Source organism: Lacisediminimonas profundi (genome assembly GCF_008831265.1).
In the GTDB taxonomy this organism is placed as follows: Bacteria; Pseudomonadota; Gammaproteobacteria; order Burkholderiales; family Burkholderiaceae_D; genus Lacisediminimonas; species Lacisediminimonas profundi.
This window is the reverse complement of the sequence record NZ_VTTH01000004.1, coordinates 396,065-419,270: the sequence shown is the minus strand read 5'-3', so window position 1 is coordinate 419,270 and position 23,206 is coordinate 396,065. Positions and strand designations below refer to the sequence as shown.

The following is a 23,206-nucleotide window of genomic DNA, read 5'->3' as shown; positions in this document are numbered from 1 at the left end:
AGCCCTGCGTCCAATGAGCACGTATCTGGCGATTCCGACATGAACCAAGCCATCCGCGCCCAACAGCCGTTCGCGGTAAGAGGCAATGAGCCAACCATCGGCTTCCAACTCCTGGACGCGCGTGGCAATACGGTAAAAGCCACACGCCACACCTTCGGGTGTGTTTATCCCCCGATCACCGAGGTATTCGAGGACGCGAAGTAGTGTTTGGCATTGGGTTGCACCGGTAGTGTCGCGAAGTGCCAGGCCGTGGGCCTGTAGTTCTCGGCGCAGTTTGCTGGTACGATGCACGCCACACCTAAGAACTTTTCTTTGCCCTGTCACGCCGCCGCCAAGCTCTGTGACATTAGCGCCTCCCTCTCGGGAGGCGTTTGCTTTTGTGGGATTAGGCATTTTCACCTCCGTTCAGGAGGCGGGCCAACTCCTCGAGCGGCCAAGCAAGCCGGCCGTTGATTCGGATTGGCCGGATAGGCCCGTTTTCCAAGCAGGCCCACTTGCGCAAGGTCTGTGGCTGGCGGTTCAGCGCCTTGGCTGCGACCTCTGTAGAGACGGCGGTTCTTAGCTGTTGAAGTGTCTGCATCATCAGGCTCCTGTGTTGATCCAACAAGAAGCCATCTGACAGTCAGGAAAACCGGGAAACAAGCCGACAAAAAAATAACGGCGCGAGCCGCAAAGCCGCGCCGTTATTAGGTTTGAGGCGATTCCCGCCTTTCCCGATTCAATACTTTTTACTGTTTCCCGGTTATCCCGGTTTTCCCGGCACTTGTCGGGCTATATTTCGGCAGCTTCCAGCCGCCCTGCAATGCCATGCGCAAGATGTTTCCCGCCGTAAGCGGACCTCCTCGCGGGCTCTCTATGCCTTTTAGTTGAAGTTCCTCAGCGACCTTCTCAGAGATCGATTCTTTGGCCAAGGTGTAGCCCAGCGCTCGCGCCTCCAAATATATCCGGGCCGCTTCTATGCGAGCTTGCGCTTCCCAAGGCAATTTCTTGTCGGCTCTTGGCTCGTCGCTCGAGTCGGGATTGTCCGACACTATGAGGTCAGCCTTCTTGGCATTTGACTTGGCAAAGGCCGCCAACTGATCAGGGATTGCGATTCCAACTTGCCTTGCCCATTCAGCGACTTCTGCGAGAGAGACTTTGCTCAAGTTGCTGTCGCCCATGTTGTTGACATTGGGCTTGAAGTACTCGCGCTTGTGCAGATTGGCCTTCAAGAGCAAGAGCCTCTTCTTGAGGTCAAGATGCGAGTCGATGAAGTCGTCAAAGTCCCGGCAGTCCGGAGAACGCTTATGAGGGTCCAGGCCACACGTCAGAAACCCCGCCTCCCAAACTCTTACGGCATCCAAGAGGCGCCAGAAATCCCAGTCAATGTCTTGATCATAGCTTGCAGCGTTTTTCATATGCGCCCTCGACGCCCCTTACAGTGAGGAGCCATGCCGGCCAGGTAAGGGAGCCTGGTTTTCCCGCCGTCGCGGTAGGCATGGCAAATCTGTTCTGTCATTCGCCTTGATAGTAGGGATCGTTGGCCGCCTCTCGGCCGCTAAACCGCTTGAGTTGCCACTCCCTTATCTGAACAAGCGCTGTGGCCCATTCGCCGGGGGTCAGGGTACGCCAACCCGCCTCCGGACGTGGCCACACACGCTGCACCCGGAAGGCTGCGATGTCTGGCCAATTGGCATTGGCTGGATTGGGACGGTTGGCGTGAGTGTAAAGCACGACAAACGCGGGGAGGTTGGCCATGCGCGCGAGATTACGAATGACGCCGGTCGGCTTTTCCTGCCCTATGTCCATAGCGACTTCAATCAGGCAGAGTGGGCTCTTGTCCGGGTAATTGTACTCAGTGAACAGCACGCTATCGAGGTCCGCCATCGTGAGTTTTGCCGCTTGGCCTTGACCAAGGAACCGGACAATCGATTTGACGCGATGCCAGACACCGTAGCTGCGGTCTCTGGTCTCATATCGCTCGACGCGAAGTGGGAACGTCACTGCGCGCCTCGCTGATTGTTGTTAACGACAAACCTTAATGAACGCGATTGACGCGAAGGTCCTTCCGCGGATGACTTGAAAAATGGCCGCGCCGCCTCTGTACGGGTCCCCATCACGCTGACTCCTCCGATGCGATGGCTCGAACCTTCTCTATTATTTCAGCCATGCCAGCCAGGTAGTGGTGCATTGCGCAAGTGAGTGCCGTGATTCTGGCGTCATTCTTCGCAACTTCATTGGTGACCAGGTCGAGCGACTGAAACAGACCCATAATTACCTCGTGGGTCGCATCCAGGTCTTCCGCTGCCGCGGCTATTGACGCGGTCATTATGCGGCCTCCTGCAATTTCGACAGCAGACCGGGATATTCACAACCGGCCTCCTCGTTGACGAGCATGGCGTGCATCAGGGATGTCATAGGCCTGACGATCTGAAGTACGCCCTTCACAGCGACCTCCGCGTCAATCTCGCCGTCCGATAAGGGCTCTTCTTGAGGAAACTTCGAAGTCATTGCATCCAGCGAGTCAAGTGCATCGCAAAGTGAACATAATGTCCATCCGAAACGACGGCCTCGCCTATCGTCCATGTTGATAGCATTGCTTGGGCATCGCTTGTCGTATGCATCCAGGAAGGCAAGCCACTGAGGGATAGCACAGGCATCGTCAGCGGTGGATTTAATGACATCCCGCTCGAAGTTCATCAAGGACCGCAGACGATGGACGCCGGAATCTATTCCACCGTCCGCGTCCCAGCCGGAAGCTGCGTTGCGACCCGCTTGGGCCGCTTCCGCAGCGGGGTGACGCAGTGAATACGCGAGCGGTCTTGGTGCGTAATCTTCCTCTTCAAACCCCGCCTCCGACATGGTGAAGCGGAAAATTACCTCCCGTTGGTGGTCGTTAAGGAGGCGGAATGCTCGCAGGAGCGTGCGCTCCTGGTTCGTCGTCGGCACGTTGCCGGCCGGTGTTTCTGTAGAATCGACTGCAGCCATGGTTGCTACTCCTCATAAGTAGTGCTCTTGGTCAGGCGGGGCAGTGTGCTAGTAACACTCTGTTCCGCCGCTTGCCTGAGTACCGTCAGGCGACGGTCAATCTTCTTTCCGTGGCGGCTCTATCATCCTCGCGAGCCGCTTGATCTCCTGCGCCATCTCCAAGAACTTAGCTGCCCATCCGGGGATCGGCGTCGTGCCGTTAAGCCACCGGCTTGGCGTGTTCTTGTCAACGTCCGCCATCCGGCAAAAATCCGACTGCTTCCAACCTAGTGACTGAAGCGCGGCTCGAAACTCCTCAGGGGTCATGTGCCTCCTTCGCGTACGCGTTAGTCAACGGTAATCAATATACCAGAATTACCGTAAAGAGTACAAAATTCTATAAATATTACTCAATTTCTGATTTTCGCCATCCATGCAGATGGCTTTCTACAATGCCGCGGCGTCGATAACGCGCAGCGCAGATCGCGCTTGCTGTGCTGGCTTGAAATCAATTCCGCCCTGCTCCAGCATCCACCCTTCAATCTTGACGTGCCACATGCGCAGCAGGTCCAAAGGGCGGCGGATGTAGTTCTGTTCGCGCACGCCTTGGGGTGCGTGCCCCTGAATTTGCGCAGCGATACCAGCAGGGGTTTCGGTCCACTCGCTCAACGTCGCAAAACTTCGGCGCAGGCCATGAAGCGACATATCAAGTCCTGCCACGGCGCAGGCTTTGCGGTGGGCTATGCTCGGCTCGGTCAAGCGGCCAGATGCTGCGGTGGGGCTGCTAAAAACCCACTGCGAGGGCTTCCATGTTTCCCCATTGGTTTCGCACTTCCGCAATGCCCGTACGCTGGGCGGTGTCTCGTTGATGCGCTTAAGGTTCATCAGCAAGTGCGCGACATATGGAGTCATCGGCACCATGCGGAAATCCTCTACCTTGTCGTTCAGCTTCAGGCTTCGCCATTGGAAATCCACGTCCTCCCACTTGAGCGCGGCCAGTTCCTCACGACGGGCGCCAGTCAGCAGCAAGCATTGCAGGTAGGCGTTAATGACGGGATTGCTAATTTGTCGGACAGCAGCAAACCACGCGGGTAACTGCTCGCGCTGTAAAACGTCGTTCTTCTTTTTGGACTTGCCCAAGCTCTCGCGGGCTTTCTTGCTTTGTGCCGCGGTCGCATTGCAGATGCCCGTGTAGTCGTTGTGCGAGGCGCACCAGAAAAGGCAGGCTTTCAGCAGGCGCAATGCAAGGCGGGCGCGGGTCGGTCGGGCTTTGGCTTCTACCTTCGCCCAAGCCTCTACGCGCTCGGTGCTCAGGTCGACCAAGCGCACCCCTGCCAGTGATGCAAGCGGTCCCGGCTCGGTCAGCTTCGGGCTTCGCTTTCGCTGCTCGCCCCCGGCTTGAATGATTCGCAGGTGGTCGCGGTGGTGAAGGGAGGACCAAAGCGCTGAACGGTCCTCCATGTACTTCGGCCAAACATCGCCCAGCGTCACGGACTCACGGAATGCCTGCAAGCGTCGGGCGTCGGCTTCCGCCTCTCTCGCATCCCGGGCGGCCTGCTTTGCGGCCATCGCGTCCACTTTCACTTGGCGCGGGTCTTGGCCGGTATCTATGAGCATTTTTAGGCGGCGGGCTTCCTGCCGGGCGGCGTCAATGCTCCATACATCGGGCGAACCAATCGTGATTCGCATTACTTGCCCGTCCAATCTGGCTTGGAAGACATAGGACTTGGGGACCTTGTCCTTGCCACCATCTCTCCGGGTCTGTGTTGCACGAACACCCAATCCCGGCGCGTCGGTGTCCCAAAGAAAGGATTGCCCCTTCCCTGGCTCGCATTGGAACTCGCCAACCCGGCCAGCCGTTAGTTTCGCTTTTGCCATCAATTACCCCGTTTCTGACTTCCATGTAATCGCCATGTAATCAAGTTTGGAGTATATTCGTCAACATGCATCAACGCAACACAAGGACTTTATTTACCTAAGTGGTTGTTTTTTATTGATTACATGAGAATTAGCGACTGAAATCAACGGCAAGAAATGGCATTATCCAAGGATTGAAAATCCTTGTGTCGGTGGTTCGATTCCGCCCCGGGCCACCAAGGATATTCCTTACAAAAACGCCAACCTTCACGGGTTGGCGTTTTTGTTTCTGGGGTCAACTGTCCTGGCGTCCAGCCAGCTTCATACCGAGAGCGGGCCAACACCTTCTTCTGCCTCCGGGCCGGTGACAACCGGCCCGGAGGCACGATCGCTAACACCCGCGCCGGAAAACATGTCCCGTCTTTGGTGTTGGGCCAAGTCACCGCGACGAGAGCACCGGTCGCCGGCACCTTGCAAAGGTTCCCCAGCATTTCAATCTGGTAGCGGTCATTCCCGAGGACGTAGCTTTCGAGCGAATGGTCGCCCTTCGTCGTGGCGAGCCCGGAATCAGCATCGCTGGTTTCGTGCCTGACGCTGTGATGTGCCGCACTCATAGTGGTACTTGAGCCCCGCCATGGTCCAGCCGGGATCATGCGCGACGCCCTGCGCGTCGGCGTTCTGCATCGCATCCCGGTCGGGCCAACGCTTTGCAGCATCGGCAGCCCGTTCCGCCCTCACAAAGGTCCATGACCTGCCGGTCCGGGTCTCATAGGGTCAATGACGGTGCCGGCAGCAGACAGAGCCTTGTTATAACGTATCATTGCGGTCGACCGGGTGGAGGGGGAATTCCTCCGAATGCCAGCATGCCTGCCGGTCGCGGAGCGCCCGCACCTTATGAAGCAAGCGTGACCGGCGCGCCACCCAGATGATTCCATCCCGGCAGAAAGTCCTCGGAGACAGTGCTTGAAAAAGGTAGCAATCCTTCAGTCCAACTATATCCCCTGGAAGGGCTATTTCGACATGATCGCCGCGGTGGATGAATTCATACTCTACGACGACGTGCAGTACACGAAAAACGATTGGCGCAACCGCAACCAGATCAAGACGCCGCAAGGCGTGCAGTGGCTGACGGTCCCGGTCGGGCAGGATATCGGCCGGCGCATACGGGACGTCACCCTGGCTGGCGGCTGGCAGGAGAAGCATTGGAAGTCCTTGAAAGCCAACTATGCGCGTGCGCCGTACTTCGCGGAAGTCGCATCCTGGCTTGAGCCCATGTACCTGGAAAATGCCTACACCCACCTGTCGCAGATGAATCGCCGCTTCATCAAGGGGATCTGCGATTATCTCGGCATCAGGACCGCGGTTACCAGCTCCTGGGATTACGAACCTGGCGACGACGGCAAGACTGCGCGACTGGTCAACCTGTGCCGGCAGGCAGGAGGAAGTGAATACATTTCGGGTCCGTCGGCCAGGGATTACATTGATGAGCATGCGTTCGCCGATGCGGGCATCACGCTTTCCTGGTTCGATTACGCCGGCTATCCGGCGTACCGGCAACTGTGGGGAACGTACACCCACCAGGTCAGCATCCTCGACCTGCTTTTCAATTGCGGCAAGCAATCGCCCCGTTACATGAGGTATGTCAGCTGATGAAGCTATCCATTGTTGCCACGCTGTACCGGTCAGCCGCGTACGTCCGTGAGTTCCACGAGCGGGCAAGCGCGGCCGCGCGCAAATTGGTCGGCGAAGGCGAATACGAGATCGTCCTTGTCAACGACGGCTCGCCGGACAACAGCCTGCAACTGGCTGTCGAGCTAGCGGGGCGCGACCCGCACTTGGTGGTGGTAGACCTGTCGCGCAATTTCGGCCACCACAAGGCGATGATGACGGGCCTCGACCACGCCCGCGGGGAACGGATATTCCTGATCGACAGCGATCTCGAAGAAGCGCCCGAATACCTGACCAGTTTCGCAGAGCAGATGGACCGCGAGTCATGCGACGTGGTCTACGGCGTGCAGGGCACGCGCAAAGGCGGATGGTTCGAGCGGTGCAGCGGCTACCTGTTCTGGAAGCTGATCGCAGCGCTTTCGGGCCTGCCACTGCCTGCGAATGTGGTGACCGCCAGGCTGATGACGCGCCAGTATGTCGATGCCTTGCTCCTGCACGACGAGCGCGAAGTGTTCATGGCCGGGCTCTGGTTCATTACAGGTTTTGACCAGCGCGCGCAGACCGTGCACAAGCTTGATACCAGCGAATCCACCTATACGATGCGCCGCAGGGTTTCACTGTTAGTCAACTCCGTCACGTCATTCAGCAACCTGCCGCTGGTCGCCATCTTCTATGTTGGCTTGGTCATCCTCGCGCTGGCATGCTGCTATATCGCCTTCCTGGTGCTCAACTGGTTCTTCCTGTCCACGCCGGTGGAGGGCTGGACTTCCGTGGTGGCTTCCGTATGGCTGCTAGGCGGCTTGATCGTGTCGTTCATGGGCGTCATCGGCATCTATCTGTCGAAGATTTATTCGGAGGCCAAGCGGCGTCCCTACACCGTCGTGAAGAGGGTCTATGGAAATCGCCAGGATTAAGCGCATCGTATTCCTTTGTTCCGGCGGCGGCGGAAACCTGCGTTTCGTCCACAAGGCGATCGAACTTGGATTGATAGCCGATGCGCAGATCGTGGCCGTCCTGACGGACCGCGATTGCCCTGCGAATGCGTTCGCCACATCCGTCGGCATCGCCAACCGGAGCATCGCGTTCAGGGACGACGGCCAGCGCTCGTTGCTCGCTGCGCTGGACGAGCATGAACCCGATCTCGTCATCACAACGGTGCACAAGATCCTGCATCCATCCGTGGTCGAAAAATACCGCGGCCGGCTGATCAACCTTCACTACTCACTGTTACCCGCGTTCGGCGGGGAAATCGGCGTGCGGCCGGTGCAGGCTGCACTGGCATACGGCGCACGCTTCACTGGCGTGACGGTGCATCTGGTCGATGAAACCGTTGACGGCGGCCGGCCGGTCGTGCAAGCGGTCATCCCTACAAGTCCGGGCGACGAAGATTTCGACGCCTTGATGAACCTGGTTTTTCGCTGCGGCTGCATCGCGCTGCTCATGGCCATTGCGGTTCGCCTGAACGGCTGGCCGGCATTCCCCGGATCGAGCTTGCAACTGATGCAGCGCATGTGCTGCTTCAGCGCCGCGGTCAGCCTGCCCGGCGAAGTGCTGTCCGACGAAAAATTCTGGCAAGCGATCGCCGCGACGGATATTGCCGGGCCCGGACAAGCATGAAGAACTACCTCGCGATCCTGCCAATTGCATTGCTGGTCACCTACAGCCAGGTCATGGTCAAATGGCGATCGGGCATCGAAAACGATGCTGCGGGCGCCAGCTTCGCTTCCCGGCTGCTCAACTTCGCATCGGATCCGGTCATCCTGTCCGCCTATGCCGCCGCACTGCTTGCGTCCTTTGCCTGGCTTTACGTCGTCAGCAAACTCCCGCTCACCATCGCCTTTCCGGTTTATATCGGCGTCACCTTCGTCATGGTCATGGTCAGCGGCTGGATTTTCCTGGCCGAAGCCATTACCGTCACCAAGCTTCTCGCCGTTGCGTTGATCCTCGGCGGAATCATTCTTGGCATGAACGCCGATGGATGAGGCGCCGATCATCGAGCAACGCTCTATTGCGAGCTGTCCGGCCATCGACATGGAGCAATGGCTGGCTCAGGTGCGATCACTCTTTGCCGGCATTGCTGCCGATCTACTGCCCCTGTTCGACACCTATTCGGGCGAGGCTCTGTTCGGGCGCTCTTACATCGCAGCCGACATCGCCAGCTTACCGCGCGGAGCGCGCGTGCTTGAAGTGGGCGCAGGCGGGCTTTTGCTCAGCTGCCAGCTGCTCAGGGAAGGCTTCGAGGTCACGGCGCTCGAACCGACCGGCTCCGGGTTTTCGCATTTCGACCGCATGCGCCAGATCGTGATGGACCACGCGCGCAGCCAGGGCTGCGTGCCTGCATTGCTGGACTTTCCCGCAGAGCGTCTGGATGTCGTGAGCCGTTATGATTACGCCTTCTCCATCAATGTGATGGAGCATGTGGACGACGTTGCGCAGGTGATTGCCAACGTCATGACGAGCCTGAGGGCTGGCGGGCGGTATCGCTTCACATGCCCGAACTACCTGTTCCCGTACGAGCCCCACTTCAACATCCCAACCTTCTTTTCGAAGAATCTGACCGAGAAAGCCATGCGCAAGCGCATATTCAACAGCCAGCGAGTGACCGATCCGGCTGGGACCTGGGCGTCCCTGAACTGGATCACCGTTCCGCAGATCAAGCGCAGCGTGCGGCGGATTCCCGGCGCCAGCCTGGCGCTTGATCCTGCGATGCTGGTGTCCACACTGGAACGCGTGGTGTCGGACCAGCGCTTCGCCGAACGCCGTTCGGGCGCGGTGCGCGCCATACTCGGGGCCATGGTCCGTTTGCAGCTGCACCGCTTGCTTGGGCTGGTGCCGGCACTGTTCCAACCCATCATTGACTGCACGATCACGAAAACTGACGCGCCGGGGGAGGCCTGATGGCGCAAACGACCAGCGGATTGCGAGCGGTCCTGTCCCATCCACGCATTTATTCATCCTTCCAGTCCCTGATGGGGGCGCGCAAGTTCCGGACAAATTTCGTCTCCCGCTACATCCGCCCCTTTCCCGGCATGGCCTTGCTCGACGTCGGTTGCGGACCGGCCGACATCCTGGCCTATCTGCCCGATATAAATTATTGGGGCTTCGACATCAGCGAGGACTACATCGGGAAAGCGCGCCGCAGCTTTGGGCACCGCGGCCATTTCCATTGCAAGCAACTGCAGATGGAGGACCTTGATCGCCTTCCCCCATTTGACGTGGTGCTGGCAATCGGACTACTGCACCATCTGGACGACGAGGTGGCGCTTGACGTGCTGCGGCTGGCGCACAGCGCGTTGCGCCCGGGCGGCCGGCTGCTTACTGTGGATCCTTGCCTCGATCCTTCGCAAAATGCGATCTCGCGCTTCCTGGTCAGCAATGACCGCGGCCAGAACGTTCGCAACAAAACCGGGTATGCAGCGCTGGCTGGCGCGGTATTCGGTGATTTCAGCGCCGAACTTCGCCACCAGGCATGGATTCCCTATACGCACTGCTTCATGGAGTGCGTGAAATCATGATGTCCGGCGGATGCGATCAATGAAAATTTTTCCCGCACAAGATGTGCAAGCCGGCCGGCTTGCCTTGTGCCACGCAGGAGACCCGCATGAATGCACGCATCTGCGCCCGCGTATCGGCAAAACCATGCAGCACTGGAGGCTGGAGATGAGCAACAAATGAGCAACGAAAAGATCCAGTTCAACCAGCCGCACATGACCGGCAAGGAACTCTATTACATCGCCGAGGCCAAGTTCGGCAACATGCTGGCCGGGGACGGCGCGTTCACCAAGCGCTGCCACCAATGGCTGGAAAACTATAGCGGCTGCAGAAAGGCGTTGTTGACCCACTCCTGCACTGCCGCTCTCGAAATGGCGGCCCTGCTGCTCGACATCCAACCGGGCGACGAAGTAATCATGCCGTCATTCACTTTCGTTTCCACGGCCAATGCGTTCGTGTTGCGTGGCGGGGTTCCGGTGTTCGTCGATATCCGTGACGACACATTGAACCTGGACGAGCGATTGATCGAAGCTGCCATAACGTCGCGCACGAAGGCAATCGTGCCCGTGCATTATGCGGGCGTCGCCTGCGAGATGGACGCCATCATGGACATCGCACGCCGGCATGGACTCAAGGTCGTCGAGGACGCCGCGCAGGGCGTGATGGCGCGTTACAAGGGACGTGCGCTCGGCAGCATAGGCGACCTTGGGGCGTACAGCTTCCACGAGACCAAGAACGTCATCTCTGGCGAGGGTGGCGCGCTGCTGGTAAACGATCCCGCTTTCGCCATGCGCGCGGAAATCATCCGCGAGAAGGGCACCGACCGCAGCCGCTTCTTCCGGGGCGAGGTGGACAAGTACACATGGCAGGAGGTTGGATCCTCGTTCCTGCCCGGCGAACTGATTGCCGCGTTCCTGTGGGCGCAACTGGAAGACGCCGAGCCCATCACCAGCAACCGGCTGGCAAGCTGGAGCCGGTATCACGCCGCGCTGGCGCCCCTGGAATCGAAGGGCTTGTTGCGCCGTCCCGTCGTGCCTGAAGGCTGCGAGCACAATGCCCATATGTATTACGTGCTGCTGGCGCCGGGAATCGACAGGCAGGCGGTATTGTCGGCGTTGAAGCGGGAAGACATCCATTCGGTCTTCCATTATGTTCCGCTGCACTCATCGCCGGCAGGTCAGCGCTACGGGCGGATCCACGGCTCGATGCGTGTCACCGACATGCAGTCCGAACGGCTGGTTCGCCTGCCGCTGTGGGTAGGCCTGACGCAAGCCCAGCAGGACCGCGTCGTCGACGCGCTGTCCAGGGCGCTGGAAGCGCCGACAGCCTGAGCGATCCAGGAACCGCCAGGCCCAACGATATAGAACGACAAGAACACGAAGGACGGCAATATTCCGATGGAGTGCACACAAGCCCGCGCCGGCGGCAAATACGACCGCCAGTTGCTGGATTCGATTTCGCTTCCGGAAAATCAGTCGAACACCCTATTCGCCGCGCTGCTGCTGACGGCCATTTGTATTTTCGCAGCCGGGAACCTGTTGTTGCAGGATGCTTCAGTCTTGCGCCAGACAGCGCCGATTGCCATCACCTGCCTGGCGGTGATCCTGGTTTTTTACGGCTTGTCCAGGAGACTCGGCAGTGCTGCCTGGGGCCTTGTTATTTCCTTTGGCTTGATGGCGCTGATCGGCAACGCGAGTTGGCACTGGCTGGCGCCGCTTTTCTACCTGTTGGCGGTTTTCGGGCTGGTCGATGCCATACGGTTCTTGCGGGTTGGCATGCGCGAGATACCGCTGCTTTTGCTGATGGCCTTGACCGCGACGGCGGTCATCATCGGGCACGGCGGGACCTACACGTTCTTCGACATGCTCCAGCGGGTGCAATCGGGCGCTGCGCACTACGACATGCTGTTCCATGCCAGCATCGCTGCCATGATCAAGAATTACGGACTGGTGTCGACCGGCCTGCACGGCCTGGTCGAGACCCCGTACCACGTACTGTCCCACATGCTGGTCGCCGGCATCAGCGTCCTGTCCGGTGCCGGCGTGCTGGAAGTCTATGGCGTAGCGCCACAGATGCTGTTTGTTCCTGTGCTGGTTCTTTCCATCGTTGCATGTTGCGCGATGCTGGGCCGGACCGATTCGAGGAATATTCCCCTAGGGTGGGCCCTGGCCTGCTTCCTGTTGGTATTGGCGCCCCGCTTGTTCGGGAAATGGGCATTCTGGGACTCGTATCTTGCATCCGAATCGTTCACCGTTTCGCTTGTGTTCCTGATGCTCGGCTTGCCCCTTCTCTTCAAGCGCAAGCTCAGTGCGGCCGACTTGATCCTCGCGGCGAGTGTGGCAGGGCTGGCGGGAGCAGCCAAAGCCCCGGTTGGACTCATGTTCGCCGGCTTGTGGTGGCTACGGGCTGTTATCCTGCGCCGCGGCCGGGTTCCTGCCGACTGGCTGGCGCTCGCGCTGGTTGCGGCGGTTGCCGCACTAGTGGCCTTCCATGCCGCCAGCGCCAATGCGCCGACGAAGATCGTTCCCTTCGGCTCCATCCCCGTCTACTCATGGCACGGCAGTGACCTGGCAAAGACGGTGCAAGACCTGTCCGGCCCCGGCCCGGTCTCGGGACTTTCGGTGGCATGGGCGTTGGCCGCGATATCCAGCTTCATGGCTTTGCATTTTTCGCTGGCCTGGCTGGTCGTTGCCGGATATGTCCACAAGCAGGGCATCCGCGCATTGGTTAATGCGCCGGCTGCGCTCTTTTCCTTTGGAGCCATGGCTGCTGGCGTGTTGATCGTTGGCTTGTTCGATCTGCCTGGCGGGGCCGCCTTCTACTTTTCCGCCATTGCTTTTTTCGTTTCACTGCCATTTGTCATGACCATGATGATCAATGGCTTGGGGAAGATGCGGCTACGGCCGGGCCTGGGAAATGTGGTCGTCAACTTCGTGTTGCTGCCGCTGGTGCTGTTGCTGGTGATCGCGGATGGACGCAAAGCCGCGCGTGAAATAGCAGCAAGCCATCGCACGAATGCGCGGCAGCACAATGCACTTGTCGATTCCTTGCTGGAACTGCGGCGCCAGGCTCCCCTCAACATCGTGCTCCGGCCGGGCAAAGAGCCGCTGACTGGCAATCCGATCAAGGCCTGCTTTGCGCAGCCATTCATTTATCCCGCAGTTTCCGAACGGCCGTGGGCCGACGTAATCCAGCCGGGTGAACACTGTTTGTTCCAGTATTACGGCTACGCACAGTACGGCCTGACGGCCGGGCACCAGGAAATCACGGTGCGGCCTGTGGTGCCGGCTGGCATGAAGGAAGTTCCGTGGACAATCACGGACCCGCATTGAACGGACCATGCGTAATCGTCAGGCGAGAGCGCTTCCTTCATGCCGCTGAATGATGCCGTGGCCAAACCAGTCAGCGAATTCCCGCGCAATGCGTCTGCAGTTTCATCTGCAGACGCCGTAGCCAGCCGTCGAACGTCATCCCGTCAGCACGCAGATTGTAGAAACAGCCCAGGCTCAGCAACGCCGAACGCAGCGATCTCTCTTCGCGGGAATGAGAGAGAAGGACCGTCAACTCGGCCAGCGCCAGTGACAGCGCATGGAGAGAAGCGTCGGCCAGGTAGCGCCTGAGGATTTCGTCGGGAGGGAGCGATTGTTCTTCCCAGTCCTGGTGAAAATGACCGGAAAACAGGGCATTCAGGTTAGGGTACAGATTCTTCATGAGAGCGCATGCCAGGTTCGTGAGACGACGCCCAGTACACCCCGCCCATCCTCTCGCCTCAAGAATCGTTAGCCCGCTGGTGATTCCGACATAGCGACACGTCTGCATGTGTTCGGTAGTGCGTCGATCGAAAGCGAGCGCACTGTCCGGGTGCACAAATCGGATATAGCCTGATACGCTATGATCTTGCAGCGCAGGCAACCGCCTTGCGTTCAACCAAACGACAAGCCGCCATGTACTTCTGCGTATTCGAACACAACGGTGCCCCACGCCTGGGCTGCGCGACTGACAGCGACTGCACCGCGGTCGTCAATCTGACTGATGCATGGCCCACAGGACCGGAGTCCGCTCCGGCAGACGTTGCCGAACTTGCGCGCATGGGTGAATCCGGGGTCGCCATTGCCAGGGAACTCCTGCACAGCGGGCTGGCTTCCATTCCGGTTGGAGAAGTCCGTTTCCTCGCGCCGATCCCGCGCCCGGCGAAGAATGTTTTCTGCGTAGGCCGGAACTACCGCGAACACATCATCGAAGGCAATATTGCGAAGGGGATCGCACCCGACACCTTCCCGGAACACATCGAGTTTTTCACCAAGGCCGTGACCAGCGTGATCGGCCATGGCGCGACCATCCCGTCCTATGCCGGCCTGACCGGCATGCTGGACTACGAGGCGGAACTGGCGATCGTGATCGGCGCCGGCGGAAAAGACCTGACGGTCGAGGCCGCTTGCGACGCGGTTTTTGGCTACACCATCGTCAATGACGTGACCGCGCGCGACCTGCAGCGCAAGCACGGCCAGTGGTTCAAGGGAAAAAGCCTGGACCGGACCTGCCCGATGGGCCCGTGGGTCGCCCACAAGTCCGTGGTGCCGGATCCGAACGCGCTCACGATACGACTCTGGGTGAATGGCGAACTGCGGCAGGACAGCAATACATCGACCATGATATTCGACGTGCCGACGGTCATTAACCAGCTTTCAGCGGGGCTGACGCTGGAACCGGGCGACGTCATTGCGACCGGCACGCCATCGGGCGTCGGTTACGCGATGCAACCGCCACGCCCGCTGCAGGATGGGGATGTGGTGACGATCGAGATTGAATCGATCGGGACGCTCGAGAATCCGGTCCACGACGATGCCTGAGGCAGGACGCGGCATCGGCACCGGCAGCCCGGGCCGCGACGGGCGACAGGAGCGGCGCCGGACCTTGCTGCTGGCCATGCTGGCCTCTATCCTTCCGCGCCCCCTGCTCGCGCAATCCGGCTGGCCTGACAAGCCCATCCGCCTGATCGTCGCCTATGGCGCGGGCGGGAACGCCGACATCCGCGCCCGGCAGCTTGCGCAGTATCTGGCGCCCGCACTGGGCCAGCCCGTGATCGTCGAGAACAAGCCCGGTGCGGGCGGCAACATCGGAACCGAGATCGTTGCCCGGGCAGCGCCGGATGGCTACACGATCGGGATCGGAAGCTTTGCTCCGCTGGCGGTGAACAAGGCCTTGTTCGGCAACCTGAAATTCGACCCGTTGACAGACCTCGCGCCAGTCGTGTTGACCGACTCGGGACCTCTCGTGCTGTGCGTCCCGGCCGCCTCCCGCTTTGCGAACGTTGACGACATCGTGAAGGCGGCACGCGCCAGGCCGGGGACGCTGACATTTGCTTCCGGCGGGATTGGCGGCTCGCATCATCTGTCCGCGGAACTGCTCAAGCAGGCGGCCGGGATCGACATGATCCATGTGCCCTACAAGGGCGGCTCGGCCGGCACAACGGACCTGCTTGGAGGGAATGTCGACATGATGTTCGAGCAAATGTACTCGGCATTGCCGAACATCCGGGCCGGGAAGCTGCGGCCGCTGGGGATCACGAGCGCGAAGCGCGCGGCACTGCTGCCGGACGTTCCGACCTTCGCCGAGCTTGGACTGCCGAGAGTGATCGTAACCAATTGGCAGGGCGTGATCGCGCCAAAGGGCACGCCTCAAGCGCTGGTGGAGAGGCTTAATCGCGCGATCAACAAGATCCTGGCGGAACCGGCGGTACACCGCGCGATCTCCGAGCAGGCGAATGATGTGCTGGGTGGGTCACCCGAGGAATTCGCCGCATTCATCCGGGCCGAGTCGGCAAAATGGAGTACGGTGGTCAGGCAGGGGAATATCAGGCCTTGACCACGTCCTGAGTGACGGCTGGGAACAACGGCTCAATGCGATCCCCAGCATGCGCCCCGTTTGGAAGGCGGGTTCCTTTGCTGTAATATCGGGCGGGAATGGATCCGACGGGTGGAATGAAGAATAAAGGCCGTACAGGCGTGTCCAGGCATCCTGTTTTTGCTCAACTGCAACATCTTGGCTGACGCTGCCGATGATGGCCGGACAACAGTTGCCTTGACCTGCCCCAGCCTGCTTCACCGACCAAGTCCCATCGTCCCGGCATACCCGCCGTTGTCCACCACGCACCACGCACGATGCACCATGCGTGCCGGACCAGCGGTTTTCCGGTCAACCGGATTTCCATGTGAACATGCCTGCGCTTGCTGAACGTGAAACGGCAGGGCGGTAGCGTGGCGTGTCGTGGAATCAAGGAAACACCATTGAATCCCTTGCCCACGCTTGCCATTGCCGGTGAGCGCCATGCAGCCGGACCCAGCAATTCCCGCCGGACGGTCCCGGCTCCCACGAATCTTCGAAAGGATGGATGTTGATACCTTACGGGCGACAGAACATTAGCCAGGCAGACATTGACGCAGTCATCGCGGTATTGCGTTCGGACTTCCTGACCCAGGGGCCAGTGGTCCCGGAATTCGAGCGCACAGTGTCCGAGTACTGCAAAAGCAAGTATGGGGTTGCTGTCAACAGCGCCACGTCCGCCTTGCACCTGGCATGCCTTGCACTCGGCGTTGGTCCGGGCGACAGGGTCTGGACCACTCCGATCACTTTCGTTGCTTCGTCCAACTGCGCCCTTTACTGCGGTGCCGAAGTCGATTTTGTCGACATCGACCCGAGGACTTACAACATGAGTCCGGCAGCGCTGGCGGCCAAACTGGAATCCGCAGAAAAGAACGGGACGCTGCCGAAGGTGGTCGTGCCCGTCCACCTGTGCGGCCAGTCATGCGAAATGGAAGCGATCCACGCCCTGTCCCTCCAATACGGCTTTCGCATCATTGAAGACGCGTCTCACGCGATCGGGGGCAGCTACAAGGGCGAGCCGATCGGAAACTGCCGCTTCAGCGACATCGCCATCTTCAGTTTTCATCCAGTCAAGATCGTCACGACAGGCGAAGGCGGCATGGCGGTGACGAACGACCACGAGCTTGCCGCATCGATGCAACGCTTGCGCAGCCATGGCATCACGCGCGATCCGGCCGAAATGACCACGCCGTCCGAAGGGCCGTGGTTTTACCAGCAGATCGACCTGGGATTCAATTACCGCATGACCGACATGCAGGCCGCACTTGGCATCAGCCAGTTTCAGCGGCTGGACGAGTTCGTCAAGCAGCGGCATGCCCTCGCATCCAGCTACAATTCGCTGCTCGAATCATGCCCGGTGACCGTGCCATGGCAGCATCCGGACTGTCATTCGTCTTTCCACCTTTACGTGGTCCAGATTCATCCGGCGGAGATGAAAGCTTCACAGCGAGAAGTTTTCGAGCGACTGCGCAGCCACGGCATCATGGTCAACCTGCACTACATCCCGGTTTATCGCCATCCCTATTACCGGTCGCACGGTCACGCCACCACCAGCCTGCCAGAGGCGGAACGCTACTATTCCCAAGCGCTGACGCTGCCGCTTTATCCCGGGCTCGAGGCGCACCAGCAGCGTGAAGTGGTGGAGCACATGAAGTCGCCGCTGGGCCATCAAACAATTTTCTGAACGGTTCCAAGAGGATGATGAAGAGACTTGCCCTCGGGACGGTCCAGTTCGGACTGCCCTACGGCATTGCCAACAAGTCCGGGCAGCCCGGCAGCGAGACGATCCGGGAAATCCTGGAAACAGCCCGCCGAGCCGGAGTCGACACGCTGGACACCGCGATAGCGTACGGCGACAGCGAGCGGCGCCTTGGGCTGGCCGGTGTCGGGGAGTGGAAGGTCATTTCCAAGCTGCCTGCTTTTCCTGATGGAGCAGATGCCACAGCCTGGGTACGGGAATCCGTGGAGACATCCCTCAGCCGGCTGCGGCTGGACAGGCTGGACGGATTGTTGCTGCATCAACCGGGCGTGCTGCTCGGGCCGCACGGCAAAGCCGTCCATGAATGCCTCAGGCAACTGAAGCAGGAATCGAAAATCGGGAAAATCGGAATATCCGTCTACGGCCCTGAAGAACTGGACGCCATCCTGCCCGCCTACCCTGTTGATCTTGTCCAGGCGCCGTTCAATATCGTCGACCGGCGCTTGCTGGCAAGCGGGTGGCTGGACAAAATGCACAAGTCGGGTATCGAAATCCATGTCCGATCAATATTCCTGCAAGGCCTGCTCCTGATGAGCTGTGCCGAGCGGCCCGCCAAATTCCAGCGATGGAACACCCTTTGGCAAAAGTGGGACGAGTGGCTCCACGCCACCGGCCTATCCCCGCTGCGTGCCTGCCTCGGATTCGCCCTGGCGCATCCACAAGTCAGCCGCGTCATCGTTGGCGTGGAATCGCCGCTGCAATTGGTGGAGATCCTCGAAGCGGCCGCGGCGCCCGGCCCCCTGCCACCGCCCCTGCTGGGCAGTGAGGATCCGGACCTCATCAATCCATCACGCTGGAATTCCTTATGAAAGTCGTTGCCATTGTCCAGGCCCGCATGGGCTCCACCCGATTGCCCAACAAGGTCATGAAACCGATCGCCGGCGTGCCGATGATCGAGTTGCTGCTTGACCGGCTTTCGCGCTCGCGCGAGCTCGCACAAATCGTGCTGGCGACATCCGTCGATCCGCGCAACCAGCCACTGGTCGATCATGTCCGGGAACTGGGGTACGCCTGCGAACAAGGCAGTGAAGACAATGTCCTCGATCGATTCGTCCAGGCCGCGCGCAAGCACCAGGCTGACGTTGTGGTCCGCATCACTGGCGACTGCCCGCTGACAGACCCGGAACTGGTGGATGAATGTATCCGGCGATTCCGCACTTCGGAGGTGGACTATTTCACCAACACGAGTCCGCCCACCTTTCCGGATGGCCTCGATATCGAAGTCGTGAGCGTGAAAGCACTGGAACAGGCCTTGCTCGAATCGGACAAGTCCTCGGACCTGGAGCACGTTACCCCTTACGTTCGCGAGTCCGGGAAATTCCGGACCGGGAACATGGAAAATGACAAAGACTTCTCCAGCCTGCGCTGGACCGTTGACGAACAGGCGGACTTCGACGTCGTCAATGCGGTGTTCCGGCATTTTTCTCCTGACGATCATTTCGGCTGGCGTGAAGTTCTGGCATTGCACCAGAGCCAGCCGCAACTGTTCGCCGCCAACCAGCAACTTATCCGCAACGAAGGAGCACTCTTGGGTACCGGTCAGAAACTGTGGAAACACGCCAAGCAAATCATCCCGGGCGGCAACATGCTCTTGTCCAAGCGGGCGGAGATGTTCCTTCCGGAGCAGTGGCCCGCCTATTTCAGCAAAGCAAAGGGCTGCAAGGTCTGGGACATGGATGGCAACGAATTCATCGACATGTGCATCATGGGTATTGGCACCAATACCCTGGGCTACGGACATCCGGAGGTAGATGATGCCGTGCGGCGCACGATCGACGCCGGCAACATGTCGACATTCAACTGCCCGGAAGAAGTCTACCTGGCGGAAAAGCTGATTGAGTTGCATCCATGGGCTGACATGGCGCGCTTCGCCCGGTCTGGCGGCGAAGCGAATGCAATCGCCATTCGCATCGCACGGGCAGCGACCGGAAAAGATGGCGTTGCCGTGTGCGGGTATCACGGCTGGCATGACTGGTACTTGTCGGCCAATCTCGGCGACGACGAAAACCTGGCCGGCCATCTGCTTCCCGGCCTGGAACCAAAGGGCGTCCCGAAAAACCTGCGCGGCACCGTCTTCCCCTTCAATTACAACAACTTCGCGGAACTCGAAGCGCTGGTGAACAAGCACGACATCGGCGTGATCAAGATGGAAGTCGTGCGCAACATGGGGCCGGAAGACAACTTCTTGCACAAAGTGCGCAAGCTGGCGACCGAACGCAACATGGTCCTGATTTTCGACGAGTGCACATCCGGATTTCGCGAGACCTTCGGCGGCCTGCACAAGAAATACGGCGTCGAGCCTGACATGGCGATGTTCGGCAAAGCCATGGGCAACGGCTATGCGATTACGGCAACAATCGGACGACGCGAAGTCATGGAAGCGGCGCAGTCCACCTTCATCAGCAGCACATTCTGGACCGAACGCATTGGCCCGACGGCCGCGCTGGCGACCCTGGAGGTAATGGAACGCGTCAAATCGTGGGACACGATTACTGCCACCGGCCTCGAGATTCGTCGCCGCTGGCAGGAACTGGCGGACAAGCATGGTCTGCAGGTCGACCACTGGGGACTCCCGGCACTGACCGGCTACACTTTCCGCAGCCCGAATGCACTGGCATACAAGACGCTGGTCACGCAGGAAATGCTGGCCAAGGGATACCTCGCCGCCAACAGTGTGTACGTCTGCACCGAACACACACCCGAAGTGCTGGACGGATACTTCCAAGCGCTGGATCCCCTGTTCAAACTAATCAGGGAATGCGAGGACGGCCGCGACGTGTCGGCCCTGCTCAAGGGGCCGGTCTGCCACGGCGGCTTCAAGCGCCTGAACTGAAACACGCGTGAAAATCGTATTTCGCGTCGATGCGTCGAACCGGATCGGCACCGGACATGTGATGCGTTGCCTGACGCTAGCGGATGCATTGCGCGCGCTGGGCGCCACCTGCAGCTTCATCTGCCGCACGCACCCGGGCAACCTGTTGCACGCCATCGAAAAACGCGGATATGAAACAACAGCCCTGCAAGCTGGCGAGGATTGCGAGGCTGGGGCGCTCGCCGACGGCGCACTGGCCCACGCCGCATGGCTGGGCGCCGACTGGCAAACCGATGCACGCCAGACCCTGGCCGCAATCGGCGAACGACAGGCTGCATGGCTGGTGGTCGACCATTACGCGATCGACGCCCGCTGGGAGTCGGCCGTGCGTCCCGCATGCCACGCCCTGATGGCGATCGACGATCTGGCCGACCGGACGCACGATTGCGAGCTCCTGCTGGACCAGAACTGGTACGGCGCCAGCACGCCGGCGCGCTATGACCGGCTGGTGCCAGAAACTTGCGAAAAGCGGCTGGGACCGCGGCATGCGCTGCTGCGGCCAGAATATGCGCTGTTGCGGGAATGGATGCCCGCGCACGACGGCATCGTGCGCCGGTTGCTGATTTTCCTCGGCGGAAGCGACCCGACCAACGAAACCGCGAAGGTGCTGGACGTATTGGACCACCCGGCATTCGACGTGCTGGCAGCGGACGTCGTGCTTGGCCCCAATCATCCGGATCCGGACGGAATCGCGAGGCGGGTTGCGGGACGGCCCGCCACCTCTTTCCACCAGGGATTACCCAGCCTGGCCGGAATGATGGCGCGCGCCGACCTGATGATAGGTGCCGGCGGCTCAACCAGCTGGGAACGCATGTGCCTGGGCTTGCCCGCCATCGTCATCAGCATTGCCGACAACCAGACGCCCACCAACCTGGCGCTGATGGAGGAAGGCTATATCGACTTCCTCGGGGAGATGGGCGACGTGACCGTTGCCCATATCGCAGCGGCACTCAAACGCGCGATGGCCAATCCGGATGCCCTCCAGCTGCAAAGCCGCAAGATGCAGCAACTCGTTTCCGGAACCGGGGCCGGCGAGATTGCCGCAACCCTTTTGAACCGCACTTTACATAACCGACCATGCCATTAAGAACCCTGGCCGAAACCGATCTCGACACCGTGCGCGCGTGGCGCAATGCTCCCGAAGTTCGCAAGGGCATGTTTTCCACGCACGAAATCACGCAGGCCGAACACCTGGCATGGTTCGCCCGCATGAATCAGGATCCGCACGTCCGTTGGTACATGCACGAGGACATGCAGGGGCAGGCCGACGGCGTGGTCGGATTCACCCAATACAGGCCCGAAATGCGGACCGCGTTCTGGGGTTTTTACCTCAAGCCCGGCGCACAGCCCGGTGCCGGCTCCCGGCTCGGGCTGGACGGACTGGATCATGCTTTTTCCATGCTGAATCTGCACAAGCTGAACGCCGAGGTGATCGCCACCAACGAGCGCAGCCTGCGCTTCCACCAGCGGCTGGGGTTTCGCCAGGAAGGTCTGTTCCGGGATGCTCACTTCGATGGCAAGCAATTTGTCGACGTGCTGCGCTTCAGCATGCTGGAATCAGAATGGGCAGCGGCACATGCCGCACTTGAACAACTCGTGACAAGCCGCGAAGCCGCCGCGCAGGCAACCGAAAAGTAACAGGAGAATTATCCAATGACGATCATGATCGACGGCAGGAAGATCGGGCACGATGCCCCGCCCTTCATCATTGCCGAGCTGTCGGCGAACCATAACGGATCGCTAGATCGCGCACTGAAAACCATCGAAGCGGCCAAAGCCTGCGGCGCGGATGCGATCAAGTTGCAGACCTACACTGCCGACACCATGACCATCGACTTCGATGGTCCCGGGTTCGTCATCGATGGCGGCTTATGGAATGGCTACAAGCTCTACGACCTGTACAAGTGGGCGCAGACACCGTTCGACTGGCACCAGGCAATGTTCGCGCATGCGCGCAAGATAGGGGTGACCGTATTTTCAACGCCGTTCGACGAGTCCGCGGTGGACCTGCTCGAGAGCCTGGATGCGCCGGCCTACAAGATCGCCTCCTTCGAGGTGACCGACCTGCCGCTGATCCGCTATGTTGCCGCTACCGGCAAGCCAATGATCATGTCCACCGGGATGGCAAGCGAACTGGAGATCGAGGAAGCCGTGACGACCGCGCGCGAGTCCGGCTGCAAGGAGCTTGTGCTCCTGCACTGCATCAGCAGCTATCCGGCGCCGATGGAACAAGCCAACCTCAAGCAGATCACAGAACTGGAGCGCCGCTTCAATACGGTCCCCGGACTGTCCGACCATACCTTGGGTACCACCGCTTCGGTTGCCGCAGTGGCCCTTGGCGCTTGCGTCATCGAAAAGCATTTCACCTTGAGCCGGGCGGACAAGGGCGCGGATAGCGAGTTTTCCATCGAGCCGGCCGAGCTGGAACGCCTCTGCAAAGACACACGCGATGCATGGTCTGCGCTGGGCAAGACCGGCTACGAACGCCAGCAGGCAGAAGAAGCCAGCAAGGTATTCCGGCGTTCGATCTACTTCGTGCGCGACCTGCCCGCCGGCACCGTCATCACCCCCGAACACATACGCCGGATACGCCCGGGACTGGGCCTTCCGCCCAAGCATTACGATTCGCTGCTGGGTCGGCGCCTGAAGAAGGAAGTGACACGGGGAACGCCGACGGACTGGGAATGCTTTGATAAATGAAGCAGCCCTGCGCACAGCGTCGCCCGCGG

The 23,206-nt window shown here is 60.0% G+C and carries 23 protein-coding genes and 1 tRNA gene; 18 read left to right on the top strand and 6 right to left on the bottom strand.

Going from position 1 to position 23,206, the window contains the following annotated elements:
- The first annotated feature begins 39 nt into the window (after positions 1-39).
- A complete protein-coding gene (locus tag FVE66_RS20510; protein ID WP_241673224.1) occupies positions 40-204 on the top strand; it encodes a hypothetical protein in 165 nt (54 codons plus the stop codon).
- 524 nt (positions 205-728) lie between these two features.
- On the opposite strand, the gene FVE66_RS14315 is transcribed toward FVE66_RS20510, so the two are convergent.
- From FVE66_RS14315 to FVE66_RS14295, 5 genes are all read right to left on the bottom strand, one after another.
- Positions 729-1,397 carry a hypothetical protein gene (locus tag FVE66_RS14315; protein ID WP_151448118.1) on the bottom strand — a complete coding sequence of 223 codons (669 nt, stop codon included), beginning with the start codon at positions 1,395-1,397 and terminating at the stop codon, positions 729-731.
- Positions 1,398-1,494: 97 nt separating this feature from the next.
- A complete protein-coding gene (locus tag FVE66_RS14310; RefSeq protein ID WP_151448117.1) occupies positions 1,495-1,983 on the bottom strand; it encodes a hypothetical protein in 489 nt (162 codons plus the stop codon).
- Positions 1,984-2,095: 112 nt separating this feature from the next.
- Positions 2,096-2,308, bottom strand: a complete 213-nt coding sequence (locus FVE66_RS14305) for a hypothetical protein (protein ID WP_151448116.1) — start codon at positions 2,306-2,308, stop codon at positions 2,096-2,098.
- On the bottom strand, positions 2,308-2,967 hold the full coding sequence (locus FVE66_RS14300) for a hypothetical protein (protein WP_151448115.1): 660 nt from the start codon (positions 2,965-2,967) through the stop codon (positions 2,308-2,310). The genes FVE66_RS14305 and FVE66_RS14300 overlap by 1 nt, the downstream gene beginning before the upstream one ends.
- Before the next feature lie 426 nt (positions 2,968-3,393).
- Positions 3,394-4,824 carry a tyrosine-type recombinase/integrase gene (locus FVE66_RS14295; protein WP_151448114.1) on the bottom strand — a complete coding sequence of 477 codons (1,431 nt, stop codon included), beginning with the start codon at positions 4,822-4,824 and terminating at the stop codon, positions 3,394-3,396.
- A 148-nt stretch (positions 4,825-4,972) separates the two neighbouring features.
- Here FVE66_RS14295 and FVE66_RS14290 point away from each other — a divergent pair.
- From FVE66_RS14290 to FVE66_RS14250, 9 genes are all read left to right on the top strand, one after another.
- Positions 4,973-5,042: transfer RNA gene (locus FVE66_RS14290), tRNA-Phe, on the top strand.
- A 724-nt stretch (positions 5,043-5,766) separates the two neighbouring features.
- Complete coding sequence (locus tag FVE66_RS14285; protein ID WP_151448113.1) at positions 5,767-6,453, top strand: WbqC family protein; 687 nt, start codon at positions 5,767-5,769, stop codon at positions 6,451-6,453.
- Entirely contained in the window at positions 6,453-7,385 is a 933-nt protein-coding gene (locus FVE66_RS14280; protein ID WP_151448112.1) for a glycosyltransferase family 2 protein, read from the top strand. The genes FVE66_RS14285 and FVE66_RS14280 overlap by 1 nt, the downstream gene beginning before the upstream one ends.
- Positions 7,366-8,088, top strand: a complete 723-nt coding sequence (gene purN, locus FVE66_RS14275) for a phosphoribosylglycinamide formyltransferase (RefSeq protein WP_151448111.1) — start codon at positions 7,366-7,368, stop codon at positions 8,086-8,088. Before FVE66_RS14280 ends, purN begins: the two co-directional genes overlap by 20 nt.
- A complete protein-coding gene (locus FVE66_RS14270; RefSeq protein ID WP_151448110.1) occupies positions 8,085-8,453 on the top strand; it encodes a DMT family transporter in 369 nt (122 codons plus the stop codon). The genes purN and FVE66_RS14270 overlap by 4 nt, the downstream gene beginning before the upstream one ends.
- Positions 8,446-9,369, top strand: coding sequence for a class I SAM-dependent methyltransferase (locus tag FVE66_RS14265; RefSeq protein WP_151448109.1), 924 nt, complete (start codon positions 8,446-8,448; stop codon positions 9,367-9,369). Before FVE66_RS14270 ends, FVE66_RS14265 begins: the two co-directional genes overlap by 8 nt.
- Positions 9,369-9,986: a class I SAM-dependent methyltransferase gene (locus FVE66_RS14260; RefSeq protein WP_151448108.1), complete on the top strand. Its 618-nt coding sequence runs from the start codon at positions 9,369-9,371 to the stop codon at positions 9,984-9,986. The genes FVE66_RS14265 and FVE66_RS14260 overlap by 1 nt, the downstream gene beginning before the upstream one ends.
- Positions 9,987-10,142: 156 nt before the next feature.
- Positions 10,143-11,294, top strand: a complete 1,152-nt coding sequence (rffA, locus tag FVE66_RS14255; protein WP_151448107.1) for a dTDP-4-amino-4,6-dideoxygalactose transaminase — start codon at positions 10,143-10,145, stop codon at positions 11,292-11,294.
- Between the two features lie 66 nt (positions 11,295-11,360).
- Complete coding sequence (locus tag FVE66_RS14250) at positions 11,361-13,295, top strand: hypothetical protein (RefSeq protein ID WP_151448106.1); 1,935 nt, start codon at positions 11,361-11,363, stop codon at positions 13,293-13,295.
- Positions 13,296-13,365: 70 nt separating this feature from the next.
- Here the strand turns inward: FVE66_RS14250 and FVE66_RS14245 are convergent, their stop codons facing one another.
- Entirely contained in the window at positions 13,366-13,674 is a 309-nt protein-coding gene (locus FVE66_RS14245) for a contact-dependent growth inhibition system immunity protein (RefSeq protein WP_151448105.1), read from the bottom strand.
- A 206-nt stretch (positions 13,675-13,880) separates the two neighbouring features.
- Here FVE66_RS14245 and FVE66_RS14240 point away from each other — a divergent pair, with 206 nt between their 5' ends.
- The 8 genes from FVE66_RS14240 to pseI all read left to right on the top strand — a co-directional run bounded on the left by FVE66_RS14240 (position 13,881) and on the right by pseI (position 23,177).
- The gene (locus tag FVE66_RS14240) at positions 13,881-14,813 is read left to right on the top strand and encodes a fumarylacetoacetate hydrolase family protein (protein WP_241673222.1); all 933 of its coding nucleotides are present in this window, start codon (positions 13,881-13,883) and stop codon (positions 14,811-14,813) included.
- A complete protein-coding gene (locus FVE66_RS14235; RefSeq protein ID WP_241673221.1) occupies positions 14,806-15,828 on the top strand; it encodes a Bug family tripartite tricarboxylate transporter substrate binding protein in 1,023 nt (340 codons plus the stop codon). The genes FVE66_RS14240 and FVE66_RS14235 overlap by 8 nt, the downstream gene beginning before the upstream one ends.
- 526 nt (positions 15,829-16,354) lie before the next feature.
- Positions 16,355-17,530: a UDP-4-amino-4,6-dideoxy-N-acetyl-beta-L-altrosamine transaminase gene (gene pseC, locus FVE66_RS14230; RefSeq protein WP_151448104.1), complete on the top strand. Its 1,176-nt coding sequence runs from the start codon at positions 16,355-16,357 to the stop codon at positions 17,528-17,530.
- 17 nt (positions 17,531-17,547) lie between these two features.
- Positions 17,548-18,414, top strand: coding sequence for an aldo/keto reductase (locus FVE66_RS14225; RefSeq protein ID WP_241673220.1), 867 nt, complete (start codon positions 17,548-17,550; stop codon positions 18,412-18,414).
- A complete protein-coding gene (locus FVE66_RS14220; protein ID WP_151448102.1) occupies positions 18,411-20,438 on the top strand; it encodes an aminotransferase class III-fold pyridoxal phosphate-dependent enzyme in 2,028 nt (675 codons plus the stop codon). The genes FVE66_RS14225 and FVE66_RS14220 overlap by 4 nt, the downstream gene beginning before the upstream one ends.
- Before the next feature lie 7 nt (positions 20,439-20,445).
- Positions 20,446-21,564 carry a UDP-2,4-diacetamido-2,4,6-trideoxy-beta-L-altropyranose hydrolase gene (pseG, locus tag FVE66_RS14215; RefSeq protein ID WP_151448101.1) on the top strand — a complete coding sequence of 373 codons (1,119 nt, stop codon included), beginning with the start codon at positions 20,446-20,448 and terminating at the stop codon, positions 21,562-21,564.
- Positions 21,555-22,115 carry a UDP-4-amino-4,6-dideoxy-N-acetyl-beta-L-altrosamine N-acetyltransferase gene (pseH, locus tag FVE66_RS14210; protein WP_151448100.1) on the top strand — a complete coding sequence of 187 codons (561 nt, stop codon included), beginning with the start codon at positions 21,555-21,557 and terminating at the stop codon, positions 22,113-22,115. Before pseG ends, pseH begins: the two co-directional genes overlap by 10 nt.
- Before the next feature lie 15 nt (positions 22,116-22,130).
- A complete protein-coding gene (pseI, locus tag FVE66_RS14205; protein WP_151448099.1) occupies positions 22,131-23,177 on the top strand; it encodes a pseudaminic acid synthase in 1,047 nt (348 codons plus the stop codon).
- Positions 23,178-23,206: the final 29 nt, after the last annotated feature.

What these genes read in the sequence shown, in the direction of transcription:
- FVE66_RS20510 (WP_241673224.1), top strand. Translation starts at nt 40, where the DNA reads ATGAACCAAGCCATCCGCGCCCAACAGCCGTTCGCGGTAAGAGGCAAT.
- FVE66_RS14315 (WP_151448118.1), bottom strand. Translation starts at nt 1,397, where the DNA reads ATGAAAAACGCTGCAAGCTATGATCAAGACATTGACTGGGATTTCTGG.
- FVE66_RS14305 (WP_151448116.1), bottom strand. Translation starts at nt 2,308, where the DNA reads ATGACCGCGTCAATAGCCGCGGCAGCGGAAGACCTGGATGCGACCCAC.
- FVE66_RS14300 (WP_151448115.1), bottom strand. Translation starts at nt 2,967, where the DNA reads ATGGCTGCAGTCGATTCTACAGAAACACCGGCCGGCAACGTGCCGACG.
- FVE66_RS14295 (WP_151448114.1), bottom strand. Translation starts at nt 4,824, where the DNA reads ATGGCAAAAGCGAAACTAACGGCTGGCCGGGTTGGCGAGTTCCAATGC.
- FVE66_RS14280 (WP_151448112.1), top strand. Translation starts at nt 6,453, where the DNA reads ATGAAGCTATCCATTGTTGCCACGCTGTACCGGTCAGCCGCGTACGTC.
- purN (WP_151448111.1), top strand. Translation starts at nt 7,366, where the DNA reads ATGGAAATCGCCAGGATTAAGCGCATCGTATTCCTTTGTTCCGGCGGC.
- FVE66_RS14270 (WP_151448110.1), top strand. Translation starts at nt 8,085, where the DNA reads ATGAAGAACTACCTCGCGATCCTGCCAATTGCATTGCTGGTCACCTAC.
- FVE66_RS14265 (WP_151448109.1), top strand. Translation starts at nt 8,446, where the DNA reads ATGGATGAGGCGCCGATCATCGAGCAACGCTCTATTGCGAGCTGTCCG.
- FVE66_RS14260 (WP_151448108.1), top strand. Translation starts at nt 9,369, where the DNA reads ATGGCGCAAACGACCAGCGGATTGCGAGCGGTCCTGTCCCATCCACGC.
- rffA (WP_151448107.1), top strand. Translation starts at nt 10,143, where the DNA reads ATGAGCAACGAAAAGATCCAGTTCAACCAGCCGCACATGACCGGCAAG.
- FVE66_RS14250 (WP_151448106.1), top strand. Translation starts at nt 11,361, where the DNA reads ATGGAGTGCACACAAGCCCGCGCCGGCGGCAAATACGACCGCCAGTTG.
- FVE66_RS14245 (WP_151448105.1), bottom strand. Translation starts at nt 13,674, where the DNA reads ATGAAGAATCTGTACCCTAACCTGAATGCCCTGTTTTCCGGTCATTTT.
- FVE66_RS14235 (WP_241673221.1), top strand. Translation starts at nt 14,806, where the DNA reads ATGCCTGAGGCAGGACGCGGCATCGGCACCGGCAGCCCGGGCCGCGAC.
- pseC (WP_151448104.1), top strand. Translation starts at nt 16,355, where the DNA reads ATGTTGATACCTTACGGGCGACAGAACATTAGCCAGGCAGACATTGAC.
- FVE66_RS14225 (WP_241673220.1), top strand. Translation starts at nt 17,548, where the DNA reads ATGAAGAGACTTGCCCTCGGGACGGTCCAGTTCGGACTGCCCTACGGC.
- FVE66_RS14220 (WP_151448102.1), top strand. Translation starts at nt 18,411, where the DNA reads ATGAAAGTCGTTGCCATTGTCCAGGCCCGCATGGGCTCCACCCGATTG.
- pseH (WP_151448100.1), top strand. Translation starts at nt 21,555, where the DNA reads ATGCCATTAAGAACCCTGGCCGAAACCGATCTCGACACCGTGCGCGCG.
- pseI (WP_151448099.1), top strand. Translation starts at nt 22,131, where the DNA reads ATGACGATCATGATCGACGGCAGGAAGATCGGGCACGATGCCCCGCCC.